At 73.0% G+C, this 12,662-nt stretch carries 10 protein-coding genes; 7 read left to right on the forward strand and 3 right to left on the reverse strand.

Translation table 11 applies throughout. From position 1 onward, the window contains the following. Positions 1–52: 52 nt before the first annotated feature. Complete coding sequence (locus tag BM127_RS14555) at positions 53–577, reverse strand: GNAT family N-acetyltransferase (RefSeq protein ID WP_091199600.1); 525 nt, start codon at positions 575–577, stop codon at positions 53–55. A 193-nt stretch (positions 578–770) separates the two neighbouring features. Here BM127_RS14555 and BM127_RS14560 point away from each other — a divergent pair, with 193 nt between their 5' ends. After that, the gene (locus BM127_RS14560; RefSeq protein ID WP_091199602.1) at positions 771–3,242 is read left to right on the forward strand and encodes a 5'-nucleotidase C-terminal domain-containing protein; all 2,472 of its coding nucleotides are present in this window, start codon (positions 771–773) and stop codon (positions 3,240–3,242) included. Between the two features lie 135 nt (positions 3,243–3,377). Beyond that, positions 3,378–3,809 carry a hypothetical protein gene (locus tag BM127_RS14565; RefSeq protein ID WP_139227743.1) on the forward strand — a complete coding sequence of 144 codons (432 nt, stop codon included), beginning with the start codon at positions 3,378–3,380 and terminating at the stop codon, positions 3,807–3,809. A 25-nt stretch (positions 3,810–3,834) separates the two neighbouring features. Here BM127_RS14565 and BM127_RS14570 read toward each other — a convergent pair whose 3' ends face one another. Continuing rightward, positions 3,835–4,230, reverse strand: a complete 396-nt coding sequence (locus BM127_RS14570; protein WP_091199605.1) for an MmcQ/YjbR family DNA-binding protein — start codon at positions 4,228–4,230, stop codon at positions 3,835–3,837. Positions 4,231–4,374: 144 nt separating this feature from the next. Between BM127_RS14570 and BM127_RS14575 the strand changes: the two genes are divergently transcribed. From BM127_RS14575 to BM127_RS14585, 3 genes are read left to right on the forward strand one after another with little or no spacing between them, the layout of a single operon-like run. Then, positions 4,375–4,923 (forward strand): 2Fe-2S iron-sulfur cluster-binding protein, encoded by a 549-nt coding sequence (locus tag BM127_RS14575; RefSeq protein ID WP_091199607.1) that lies wholly within the window; start codon positions 4,375–4,377, stop codon positions 4,921–4,923. Continuing rightward, on the forward strand, positions 4,920–5,906 hold the full coding sequence (locus BM127_RS14580; protein WP_091199608.1) for an FAD binding domain-containing protein: 987 nt from the start codon (positions 4,920–4,922) through the stop codon (positions 5,904–5,906). The genes BM127_RS14575 and BM127_RS14580 overlap by 4 nt, the downstream gene beginning before the upstream one ends. Beyond that, positions 5,903–8,083: a xanthine dehydrogenase family protein molybdopterin-binding subunit gene (locus BM127_RS14585; protein ID WP_231263449.1), complete on the forward strand. Its 2,181-nt coding sequence runs from the start codon at positions 5,903–5,905 to the stop codon at positions 8,081–8,083. The genes BM127_RS14580 and BM127_RS14585 overlap by 4 nt, the downstream gene beginning before the upstream one ends. Here BM127_RS14585 and cofH read toward each other — a convergent pair. Then, positions 8,044–10,404 (reverse strand): 5-amino-6-(D-ribitylamino)uracil--L-tyrosine 4-hydroxyphenyl transferase CofH, encoded by a 2,361-nt coding sequence (cofH, locus tag BM127_RS14590; RefSeq protein ID WP_198554294.1) that lies wholly within the window; start codon positions 10,402–10,404, stop codon positions 8,044–8,046. The genes BM127_RS14585 and cofH overlap by 40 nt on opposite strands. Positions 10,405–10,559: 155 nt before the next feature. Here cofH and BM127_RS14595 point away from each other — a divergent pair, with 155 nt between their 5' ends. Together BM127_RS14595 and BM127_RS14600 are read left to right on the forward strand one after the other, a co-directional pair. Continuing rightward, complete coding sequence (locus BM127_RS14595; protein ID WP_091199610.1) at positions 10,560–11,294, forward strand: response regulator; 735 nt, start codon at positions 10,560–10,562, stop codon at positions 11,292–11,294. Further along, a complete protein-coding gene (locus tag BM127_RS14600; protein ID WP_091199612.1) occupies positions 11,291–12,646 on the forward strand; it encodes a GAF domain-containing sensor histidine kinase in 1,356 nt (451 codons plus the stop codon). Before BM127_RS14595 ends, BM127_RS14600 begins: the two co-directional genes overlap by 4 nt. The last annotated feature ends 16 nt before the right edge of the window (positions 12,647–12,662 follow it).

The raw sequence follows: 12,662 nt of genomic DNA on the forward strand, positions 1-12,662 counted from the left end.
TCCCCCTGGGCAGGCCGACCTCGTCCCGCGCCTGGACGCTGTGCCCGAGGCGTCAGAGGTCGAGCACGGTCTGGAGGCTGTCCCCGTGCGGTCCGGGCTCCACCACCCCGGTCGCCCGGAAGCCCAGCTTGTCCAGCACCCGGAGTGATGCGGTGTTCCAGTCCCAGACGTCGGCCCACAGTCGCGGGTAGCCGGCTGCGCGCGCCCAGGTGACGACGGCTCGCGCCGCCTCGGTCGCACAACCCTGCCCGTGCGCGGCGACCAGCAGCTCGTACGCCAGCTCCGGCTCGTCGGCGGGTCGTCCGTCGACGGCGAAGAGGCCGCAGTAGCCGATGACCTGGCCGGTCTCCCTGACCTCGACGGCCAGCACCTTCAGGCCCGGCGACGCGATCTCGGCGCGGAGGTGCTCCTCGATGTCCTTGATGCTCGGTCGGCCGTCGGCGTCGATCCGCCGTCGGGCGGGCACGCGCGGGTCGCGCTCGGTCCACAGACGCCGGTACGTCGCCGCCTCGTCCACCCGGCGCTGGCGGAGGACCAGGCGCTCGGTCTCCAGGCGCTCGGGGGTGGGCAGGGGCATGCGCCGAGTGTGTCAGGACGCGGGCGAGGTGTCCGGGCTCGTCACTGGACATCTGGTCGGATATGTGAACTGGCATCGTGTCATCAATCACGGGTCCGGAATGTGGAACTCTGTTCGACAACGTGAACCAAGCGGCGTAGCGTCACGCAGCGTCTGTGGCGTGCGTCACAGCGTGTGATGCGAGGAGCCCCCCGTGCCCCAGCCCGTCCCCACCTCGAAGCCCGCCCCGCTCCGGGCTCGGCTCCGCGTCGGGCTCCTGGCCCTCCTCGCAACGTCGATCGCGGCCGCCGGTCTCGCCTCCGCGCCGGTCCAGGCCGCGGTCGGCGACACGCAGGTCGCGTGGCTCGAGGTCGAGGACGGCGTCATCGCGGGCAACCCGGGCCTCAACTCCGGGGACCACGGCAACTTCTCGGGCTCCGGCTCCTACACCTTCCGCGAGACCGGCATGCAGTCGACGATGACGGTCGTCGCGCCGGCTGCAGGGACGTACCCGGTCTGGATCCGCTACGCCGCCGGTCCGCTGAGTGCGGGCGAGAACATCACGAGGTCGATGGGCCTGCTGACCAACGGTGGGGCGCGCCAGCAGGTCGCCTATCCGATGACCAGCCTCGACAACTGGGAGGACTGGGAGTTCGCCCGCGCCGACGTGACCCTCAACCAGGGCACCAACACGCTGGCGGTGCAGTGCGACCGGGGCGTCGACTTCTGCCGGCTGAACTTCGACGCGATCCAGGTCGGCGGCCTCGCGCCCGACACCTGCGCCGCCACACCCGTCGCGCCGGGCGGCACCGCGCTCTTCGACGGCAGGTTCGCGACCTTCGACCAGTGGCGCAAGGCCGGCGGCGGCGGGTTCGGCCACCAGACCGACTGCACGATCCGCAGCTTCCGCGGTCCGGGCGCCACGTGGAACACCACCCCTCAGACCGGCCCCTACACGCTCGGCATCGACTGGCGCCGCGGTGACGCCGACGACGACTCGAGCGTCTACGTCGCCTCGACCAGCCGGGATGGCGCGTCCCCGGTCGGCGGGTACGCCGTGCGCATCGGTGCGACCGACACCGCCACCATCCTCCCGACCGGTGGGACCGCGCAGGCCGCGGACGCCACCGCGCTCGCGGCGGCGCTCAAGCCGGTCGGACAGTGGAACCGCTTCACCATCCAGGTCACCCCCTCGCGGATCCGGGTCCTGCTCAACGGCACCGCCGTCAATGCGATCGACCGGACTGCGCCGATGGGCGGCTTCGTCGGCCTGGAGAACCGCAGCGACGCGGACCGCGTCGACTTCCGCGACATCCAGGTCAACCCCCGCGTGGACCTCGGCGCACTGACGGGCCCGGTGCGCCGCCCCGTCCTGGCCGACGGCTCCACCCCCCACCCCGGTGGGGAGTCGACCCTCGGCAACCTCGTCGCCGAGTCCCAGCGCTGGGCCACCCGCGGCTCGGCAGGCGGGGCCGCGAAGATCGCCCTCGTCAGCCCGACCGCCCTCTCCGCCGACCTCGTCGCCACGGGCACCTACCCCGCCGCGACGACGTACGCCCAGGCGGTGGCCGCGGTCACGGGCGAGCCCCTGGTCAACATGCGCCTCACCGGTGCGCAGCTCAAGACCGTCCTCGAGCAGCAGTGGCAGAGGACGACCGCCAGCACCGTGCCCGCGACGTCGTTCCTGCGTCTCGGTGCCTCGTCCGGCTTCACGTGGACCGAGGACGCGACCCGCGCCGAGGGCGACCGGATCACCGGGATGTGGCTGGGCGGCACGGCCATCCTCGCCACCGGCACCTACTCGGTCACCGTGAGCCAGTCGCTGGCCACGGGCGGTGACAACTTCCGCGGCCTGGTCGACGGCATCGGTGAGCGCTACCCCGACATCAACGCCGAGTCCGCCCTCGCGGCCTACCTCGCCGACAACGCTCCTGTCAGCTCTGGGCCCACCCAGCACGCCGTCGGCGTGCACGTCCCCGGCGCTGCCCCGGCGTCGTACGTGGCCGGCACGACGTACGCCGTCGACCTCAGCTCGTGGTCGTACTCGACGCCGACCGACCCGAAGGACTCGCTCGTCGACGTCAGCGTCGCCGGTCGTGCGATCGGGACCTTCGCGGTCGACAACACGGTCCTCGACGGTCGTCCCTACGACGACCACGGCACCGTTGCGGTCCGCGCCGTCCTGCCGGCCGACCTGGCCGCCGGCCCGGCGACCGTGACGATCGTCGGCCGCACCACCGGGACGACGGTCCGGATGCCGATCGTGGTCACGGCCGCCCCGACGCCCACGCCCACGCCGACCCCTACGCCGACCCCCACGACCACCCCCACTCCGGTCCCGACGCCCCCGAGCCCCACTCCGGTCCCGACGCCCACCCCGGCGCCCGCGGCGGCGAAGGTGCAGCCGACGGTCAAGGTGCAGGTCAAGCAGTCGCGCGTGGTGGCGAGGGGAACGAGGGCCAAGCTGGTCATCACCGTGGCCGCACCGGGTCTCACGCCCACCGGCAAGGTCGCCGTGACGGTCGGCGCCAGGAAGATGGCGGGCACGCTGCGCGGCGGAAAGGTCGTCGTCACGCTCCCCGTCTTCAAGGCCAAGGGACCGGCGAAGGTGAAGGTGACCTACGCCGGCGACAGCCGCACCCTCGCAGCCGCACGGACCCTGAAGATCAAGGTCCTGGCCCCCTGACCTCCCGGCGGCCCGGCGGCACCACCCCCGGGCCGTCGGGATGCACGACCGTCGGAACCACCACCTTGTGGCGATGCGGGGACCGGCTCGACGGGCGTACGTTCGAGCGATCGTTCCACTCACCCGGAGGTCGCCATGAGGAATGCCAGGTCCTTGGCCGCAGTCATCCCGCTCATCGCCGCCGTCGCGCTGAGCGCCCCCGCGCAGGCGGCGGACCGGTTCGCCGTCCAGCTTGCCGACACCCAGGGCTTCGAGGGGCTGCCGGGCTCCTTCACGAGCACCATCCCCGGTTGCCCGACCGGCAGCTCCACGACCGATCGGGCCATGGTCCAGCTGCGTCCGGGCGTGTTCAGGGGGACGCGGACGTTCACCTGCGACTCCGGCATCGGGTCGGTGACCGTCAACCTGTCGGCGCGCTTCAGTGACGACGGCTCGGTCGGGACGTGGGCGGTGACCAGCGGTACGGGTGCCTTCGCCGGCGTCCGCGGTGCGGGGCAGCTCGTCGGCACCCCGCTTCCCGACGGCATCCTCGACACCTACACGGGAACGGTCACCATCGTCTCGTGACCCGCGCCGTCGTCGACCGACCTCGCTACTCGCTCCCGCGCGGACGCGGGACCCGTCCCGGAGTGCCGCCCGGACCGTCGGGGTGCACCCGGTCGTAGGCCACCGCCAGCTTGTGCGGGACCACCAGGCGCCAGGCGTCGACGACCAGCTCGCGCGCCTCGTCGGTGGCGAGGGTGGCCAGGTCGGAGTGCACCCAGTTGAAGCGCAGGTCGCTCTCCGGCGGCAGGTGGAACCGGGGATCGCTCTCGACGAGGGAGAGCCGTTCCTCCTTGGGGAAGGCGAAGCCCATCACCAGCTCGTCGTGGGAGAAGGCGACGTAGACGATCGAGCCGACCCGGAACTTCAGCCGCCCGCGCACGGTCACGACGTAGGACCGGTCCAGCGTCTCCCCGAGGGACAGCACGTCATCGACGACCGCCATCTCATGGCCTCCTTCCTCCGCGCTCCCGAGTATCCGCCGGTGACGCGGGAAGAGCGAGCGAATAGAAACTAACTAACCAGACAGTTGATAACAGCGGCGTCTCCCTCTACGGTGGGATCCACCGACTCCTGGGAGGAACGTCCGATGGCAGGACACGAGGTGAGCGTGCGGCTCACCGTCGACGGCACCGCACGGCAGGTGGACCTCGATCCGCGGGTCACCGTGCTGGACGCCTTGCGCGACGAGCTCGGCGTGATGTCGGTGAAGAAGGGCTGCGACCACGGCCAGTGCGGCGCCTGCACGGTGATCGTCGACGGTCGTCGGATCCTGTCGTGCCTCGCGCTCGCGGCGTCGTACGACGGTGCGGACGTCACGACCGCCGCCGGGCTCGGCACCACCGACCACCTCAACCCCATGCAGCAGGCCTTCGCCGACCGCGACGCCCTGCAGTGCGGCTACTGCACGCCCGGCCAGGTGTGCTCGGCGGTCGCGATGCTCGAGGAGGCGCGCGCGGGGATGCCCAGCCACGTCAGCCCCGACGTCTCCGACACCACGGTCGACCTCACCGACGCCGAGGTGCGCGAGCGGATGAGCGGCAACCTGTGCCGGTGCGGTGCCTACGTCAACATCGTCAGGGCCATCCAGGACGTGGCCGGCCAGGACGTCGCCCGCGCGGGGGGAGGCGCGGCATGAAGCCCTTCGCCTACGAGCGCCCGACCACCGTCGAGGAGGCCGTCGCGCTGGCCGCGGACGGAGGCACCTACCTCGCCGGAGGCACCAACCTGGTCGACCACCTGCGCCTCGGGATCAGGGAGGCCGACCGCCTCGTCGACCTCACGCGCCTGCCGCTCGACGAGATCACCGAGCGCGCCGACGGCGGCCTCGTCATCGGCTCGGGGGTCCGCAACAGCGACCTGGCCGCGCACCCGCTCGTCCGCACGCGCTTCCCGTTCGTCACCCAGGCGCTGGTCGCCGGCGCGTCCGGCCAGCTGCGCAACATGGCCACCACGGGTGGCAACCTGCTCCAGCGCACCCGCTGCGTCTACTTCCAGGACCCGACCACCCCCTGCAACAAGCGCGAGCCCGGGTCCGGCTGCTCGGCCGTCGAGGGCTTCGGTCGCTACAACGCGATCCTCGGCGCGTCCGAGGACTGCGTCGCCACCCATCCCTCGGACCTCTGCGTGCCCCTGGCCGCGCTCGACACCGAGGTGGTCGTGGTCGGCCCGTCCGGCGAGCGCCGGATCGCGTTCGGCGACCTCCACCGGCTGCCCGGCGACCGACCCGACCTCGACACCACCCTCGACCCGGGTGAGCTGGTCCTGGCCGTCGAGGTCCCGCCGCTCGACTTCGCCGTCCGCTCGCGCTACCGCAAGGTCCGCGAGCGGGCGTCGTACGCCTTCGCGCTGGTGTCGGTCGCCGCCGCGCTCGACGTGCACGACGGCACGGTCCGCGACGTACGCCTCGCGCTGGGCGGAGTCTCCCACCGGCCGCACCGGGCCCGGATCGCCGAGGAGGCGCTACGCGGTCGCCCGGCCACCCCCGATCAGTTCCGCAGCGCCATCGAGGCGGAGCTCGGCGCGGCCAGTCCCGGCGAGCACAACGCCTTCAAGGTCCCGCTGGTGCGCAACACGGTCGTCGACGTGCTGACCGGACTCACCGAGGGGAGCGCGGCATGACCACCCTCGAACCCAGGATGCTGGAGCCCGAGGCCCCCGCTGCCGCGGACGCCGCGCCCACCGGCCACGACCGGATGCGCGTCGACGCCCCGGCCAAGGTCACCGGCACCGCGCCCTACGCCTACGAGCAGCCCGTCGAGGAGCCGCTCCACCTGTTCCCGATCGTCGCCACGATCGCACTCGGCCGGATCGCGGAGATCGACGACGCCGACGCCCGCGCCCTGCCCGGCGTACGCCTCGTCCTCACCCACGCCAACGCCCCCCGCATCCGGGTGAGGACCGACGCGGCGCTCACCATCCTGCAGTCGAGCGAGGTGCACCACCGCGGGGAGATCATCGGAGCCGTCGTCGCGGACTCGCCGCGGGTCGCCCGCGAGGCCGCCGCCCTCGTGCGGGTGACCTACGACGAGCAGCCGGCGGAGCTCGGCTTCTCGATCGACGACCCGAGGGCCACCGTGCCGCGGCGGGTCAACGCCTTCAAGCACGGGTCGTACGAGCGCGGCGACGCCGACGCCGGGCTCACGCGCGGCACCCTGGTCGAGGCGGACTACAGCCTGCCGATGGAGTTCCACTCGCCCATCGAGCCCCATGCGGTCACCGCGATCTGGCACGACGTGTCGGCGCTCCGCCCTCGCTCGACCCGGCTCACGATGTACGACACCAACCAGGGCACCGGCGGCCACGGCGCCCTGCTCGCCCCGGTGCTCGGCCTGCTGCCCACCCAGATCGAGGTGATCTCGCCCTATGTCGGGGGGTCCTTCGGCACCAAGGGCTGGCCCTGGCCCCACCTGGTGCTGGTGGCGATGGCGGCCAAGCGGCTGACGGGTCGGCCGGTGAAGTATGCGATGACCCGTCAGCAGATGTTCCGCACCGTCGGTCACCGACCGGCGAGCAAGCAGCGGATCCGGCTGTCGGTGGAGGCGGACGGGCGCCTGGGCGCGATCGACCACCAGAGCTGGGCGCCGACCTCGCGGCTCAGGTCCTACGTCGACCAGACCGTGTCCGCGACACGGATGATGTACGACGTCGCGGACCTGCGCACGATCCACCACGCGGTCGTCCAGGACGCGGCGCCCGGCAGCTTCATGAGGGCTCCCGGGGAGTTCAGCGGGATGTTCGCCCTCGAGACCGCCCTCGACGAGGCGGCCCACGCCGTCGGCGTCGACCCGGTCGACCTGCGCGTGCGCAACGAGCCGGCGCAGGACCCCGAGACCGGCAAGCCGTGGAGCACCCGCAACCTCGTCGCCTGCCTGCGCGAGGGTGCCGACCAGTTCGGCTGGGCCGAGCGGCAGCCGGTCGGCGCGCGCCGCGACGGCGAGTGGCTCGTCGGGCTCGGCGTGGCGAGCGCGACCTATCCCAACATGTACTTCGTGCCCAACCGGGCGGGCGTCCGCTTCACCGGCGGCCGCTACGTCGTCGAGCTCCAGGCCAGCGACATCGGCACCGGCGCGTGGACGGTCCTGCCGCAGATCGCGGCGGAGGCGCTGGGCGTCGGCGTCGACCTCGTCGACGCCGACATCGGCCACACCGGCCTGCCCTGGGCGATCCCGGCCGGCGGCTCGGTCGGCACCTTCGCCTGGGGAGACGCGGTCGTCGCCGCGGCGAGGAAGTTCCGCCGGACGCACGGCGAGCACCCGGACGAGGGCGACCACGTGACCGCCACCGGCCGGATGCCCCGCGGGTCCCGCGGCTACTCGCGGCACGCCTTCGGCGCGCACTTCGCGCAGGCGCGGGTCAGCACCGTGACCGGCGAGGTGCGCGTGGACCGGATGCTCGGTGCCTTCGCGGCCGGGCGGATCATCAACCCCCGCACCGCGCGCAGCCAGCTGATCGGCGGCATGACGATGGGCCTCTCGGCCGCGCTTCACGAGGAGGCGCACCTCGACGAGCGCTTCGGCCACGTCGTCAACGGCGACCTCGCCGGCTACCACGTCGCGGCGCACGCGGACGTCGGCGACCTCGAGGCGATCACCCTCGAGGAGCACGACCCCTGGTTCGGCGCGACCGGGGCCAAGGGCATCGGTGAGCTCGGCATCGTCGGGGCGCCGGCGGCGATCGGCAACGCGATCTTCAACGCGAGCGGCGTACGACTGCGCGACCTGCCCTTCACCCCCGACCGGCTCTTCGACGCCTGGGGTCAGCCGACCGCCTCGGGGACGCGGGCGACCTCGCCGTAGAGCGTGGTGCGCTGGCGCAGCGGCCGGCCGGCCTCGCGGGCGATGTCGGCCAGGTCGTCCGGGGTCAGGCCCTGTCCGTGGCTCGCGCCCGCAGCGCGGCTGATGTTCTCGTCCATCAGGGTCCCGCCGAGGTCGTCGACGCCGGCGGCGAGGAGCTGCTGTGCGCCCACCCGGCCGAGCTTCACCCACGACGCCTGCACGTGCTCGATGTCGTCGGCGTAGGCGATCCGCGCGATGGCGTGGACCAGCACGGTCTCGCGCCACGTCGGACCGCGGCGGGCACCGCGCTTGAGGTAGATCGGGGCCGCCATGTGCACGAAGGGGAGTCCGACGAACTCCGTGAAGCCGCCGGTCTCGCGCTGCAGCTCGCGGGTGCGCAGCAGGTGGGTGACCCAGTGCCGCGGCCGCTCGACCGAGCCGAACATCATCGTCACGTTGCTCCGCAGCCCGACCGAGTGGGCCACGCGGTGCACCTCGAGCCACTCCTCGGTCGTGACCTTGTCCGGGCACAGCACCGCCCGGATCTCGTCGTCGAGGATCTCGGCGGCCGTGCCGGGGAGCGAGCGCAGACCGGCGGCCTTGAGCCGGAGCAGATAGCTCTCGAGGGGTTCGTCGAGGCGTCGCGACCCCTCGAGCACCTCGAGCGCGGTGAAGCCGTGGATGTGCATCCCGGGCACCCGGTCGTGCACGGCCTGCGCGACCTCGACGTAGAAGTTGCCGTCGAAGCTCGGGTGGATCCCGCCTTGCAGGCAGACTTCGGTGGCACCGAGCCCGGCGGCCTCCTCGCTGCGGTCGGCGATGTCCTCGAGGGTGAGCAGGTAGGGGGCGCCGCGCAGGTTGAGCGACAGCGGGCCCTTGGAGAAGCCGCAGAACGTGCACTTGTAGGTGCAGACGTTGGTGTAGTTGATGTTGCGGTTGACCACGAAGGTGACCTCGTCGCCGACCACGCGCCGCCGGATCTCGTCGGCCGCAGCAGCGACCGCACCGACCTCCCGGCCGCGCGCGGCGAAGAGTGCCTCGAGCTCCTCGGCGCCCGGGTCCTGCCCGAGTCGTACACCGTCCAGCACCTCGCGCACCCGACCCGCGATCGCGCCTGCCGACCTGCCAACCGGCACCGGGTCGACGCCGGAGCCGGAGAACCAGGCGGTCGAACGCCGCCCGATCTGCACGACCTCCGCACCGGTGCCGACGTTGGTGGCGTCCTGGTGCCGCTCGGGCCACAGGGCGCCGGGGTCGTCGCGACCGAGCAGGTCGGCGTCGGCGCGGTCGAGGACCGGGAACCGTACGGCCGGGTCCAGCCACTGCTCCGGACGGGCGGCGAACTCGGGGTAGATGGTGAGCCGCGGGGCCAGCTCGTGCCCGGCCGCCTCGGTCGCCGCGCGCAGCATCTCCAGCGAGGGCCACGGCCGCTCGGGGTTGACGTGGTCTGCCGTGATCGGCGAGACGCCGCCCCAGTCGTCGATGCCCGCCGCGAGCAGGCCGGCGAGCTCGTCGGGCTCGGACAGGTTGGGCGGCGCCTGGAGGTGGACGTCGTCGGGCAGGACCAGCCGGGCGAGGGCGATGGCCCGGAGGTGCTCCTCGTGCGAGGCCGGCGCGGCGTCGCGCATCGCCGTCCCGGGCTTGGGCAGGAAGTTCTGCACGATCACCTCCTGGACGTGCCCGTGCGCGCGGTGCGACGCGGCGATCGCCTCCAGCGCCTCGACCCGGTCCGCCTCGGTCTCGCCGATGCCGACGAGGATGCCGGTGGTGAAGGCGATGTCGAGGCGGCCGGCGGCGTCGAGGGTGAAGAGCCGACGGGCCGGGTCCTTGTCGGGCGCACCGCGGTGGGCGGCCAGGTCGGGGCGCAGGCTCTCGATCATCATCCCCTGCGACGCGCACGACGTACGCAGCGAGGCGAGCTCGTCGCGGCCGAGGGCGCCGGCGTTGGCGTGGGGGAGCAGGCCCGTCTCGGTGAGCACCAGTGCCGCCATCTCCGCGAGGTAGCCGACGGTGGTCGTGTGCCCGTGCTCGGCGAGCCACGCGGCGGCCGCGGGATAGCGCAGCTCGGGGGCCTCGCCCAGCGTGAAGAGTGCCTCGTGGCACCCGGCAGCCGCGCCCTGCTCGGCGATGGCGAGCACCTCGCCCGGGGTGAGGTAGGGCGACTCGGCGGTGCGCGGCGACTCCGCGAAGGTGCAGTAGCCGCAGCGGTCGCGGCACAGCTTGGTCAGCGGGATGAAGACCTTCGGGGAGTAGGTCACCCGCGTCCCGAAGAGCGAGTCGCGTCGGCGGGAGGCCAGGTCCATGAGCGCGGCGGTGGTGCGCTCGGTCAGCGGCGGGGTCATGCGCCTCATCCTGCGGCGTGGCCGGGGGTCATGGGGCCAGTGTGTGGTCGCCGTCTCACTGCGCGGCCAACGGATTGTCAACGCGGCCACAACGACGCCCACGGGTTCGACCCGGACCAGTGACCGGTGACCTCCCGGTGTGGTAGCCATCACACATGAGCCATGCCCGGGCGGAGCGCGTCGTCGACGCCAAGGCGCCCGTCGTGCTCGTGGTGGACGACGACGCCGCCATCCGCACGGTGGTCCGCTGGCAGCTCGACGACGCAGGGTTCCGCGTCGTCGAGGCCGACGACGGTCCCTCGGCGCTGCGCCGGATCCGTGACGACCACCCCACCCTGGTCGTGCTCGACCTGTCGCTCCCCGGACTCGGCGGCCTCGACGTCCTGCGCTCGGTGCGGGGCGGTCACACCGGGCGGTCCGACACACCGATCATCGTGCTCTCGGGCCGCGACGGAGAGACCGACCGCATCGTCGGCCTCGACCTGGGGGCGGACGACTACCTCGTGAAGCCGTTCTCGCCCGGTGAGCTGGCCGCCCGGATCCGCTCAGTCCTGCGCCGCAGCTCTCCCGAGCTGGCCGACGAGGCCGTGGTCGTCGGTGCGCTGCGCATCGAGCCCGCCAGCCGTCGGGTCCTGCTCGACCAGGCCGACATCGAGCTCACGCCCAAGGAGTTCGACCTGCTCGCCTTCCTGGCGACCCACCCCCGCCACGTGTTCACCCGCAGCCAGCTGCTCGACCGGGTGTGGAACTCGTCCTCCGAGTGGCTGGGCGAGGCGACCGTGACCGAGCACGTGCACCGGCTGCGCCTCAAGCTCGAGGCGGACCCCTCCAGCCCGCAGCTGCTCCGGACCGTGCGCGGCGTGGGCTACCAGCTGGTGGACGACGCATGAGCCAGCCGTGGCCGGTCGACACCGAGCCGGGGCTCTGGCCCGGCGACGGCGACGTACGCGACGTGCTGGACCGGCAGACCGAGGTGCTCGAGCTCATCGCGAGGGCCGTCCCGCTCCGCGAGGTGCTGACCGAGATCCTCACCTCGCTCGAGCACCTCATGGACGGCGCCCGCTGCTCGGTGCTCCTGCTCGACCGCGAGCATCGCACGCTGCACCACGGCGCCGCGCCCAGCCTTCCTGCCGACTACGTCGCTGCGATCGACGGCCTCGCGATCGGCGACGGCGCCGGCTCGTGCGGCACGGCCGCCGCCCTCAACCTCCCCGTCATCGTGCCCGACGTGCTGACCGACAGCCGGTGGCGCGACTACCGCGCCGCAGCCGTCGGTGCCGGCCTGCGTAGCTGCTGGTCCACCCCGATCGACGGGCGTGACGGACTCCCGGTCGGCACCTTCGCGGTCTACCACCCGCGACCGCACGCCCCGACCCCTCGCGAGCAGCTGCTGGTCGACCGCTTCACCCACCTGGCGTCCGTCGCGATCGGCCACGCCCACCTGCTCGAGGAGCGACGGGCCCGGCTCGAGGCCGAGACCGCGCGGCGTACGGCCGAGGAGCTGTCGCACGCCAAGTCCGAGCTGCTCGCGGCGGTCGGGCACGAGGCGCGTACGCCGATCCAGGCCATCGTCGGGTTCGCCGAGCTCCTCGGCACGATGGACCTCGACGAGGCCCGACGGCGTGAGGCGCTGGCCCACATCGGCGCGGCCGCCGGCCACGTGATGGACCTGCTGTCCGACGTGCTCGACCTGAGCAGGCTCGAGGCCAACGCGTTGCCTCTGGCCGTCGAGCCGGTCGGCATGCGCGAGGTGGTCGACGGCGTCTTCGGCCTGCTGTCGTCGCGGGCGGCCCAGCGCGAGTTCGATCTGGTGCACCACCTGGGCGACGAGGTGGTCCTGGCCGACCGCCGGCGGCTGCGGCAGGTGTTCCTCAACCTGGTCACCAACGCCATCCGCCACGGCGACGTCGGCGGTCGGGTCGTCGTCCGCGCCGTCCCGGGCGACGCGCCCCACACGCTCCTGGTCACGGTCGACGACAACGGCCCCGGCATCCCGCCCGAGCTGCGCGCGCGGATCTTCACCCCGTTCGCACGGGGCGTCGCGCGAGCGGAGCGCACCGCCACCGCCGCGGCAGACGAGGGCGCCCAGGAGGAGAGCATCGGCCTCGGCCTGGGACTGGCCCACGGGCTCGTCGGTGCGATGGGAGGAGTCCTCGACGTCGGCACCTCCGGCCCCGGTGGCACCTCGATGCGACTGACCCTCCCCACCCCGGTCACCCCTGACCGAACACCCACCCACTGACCTCCGGCGCGCTCGG

This window comes from Nocardioides alpinus (assembly GCF_900112035.1).
GTDB classification, from domain to species: Bacteria; Actinomycetota; Actinomycetes; order Propionibacteriales; family Nocardioidaceae; genus Nocardioides; species Nocardioides alpinus.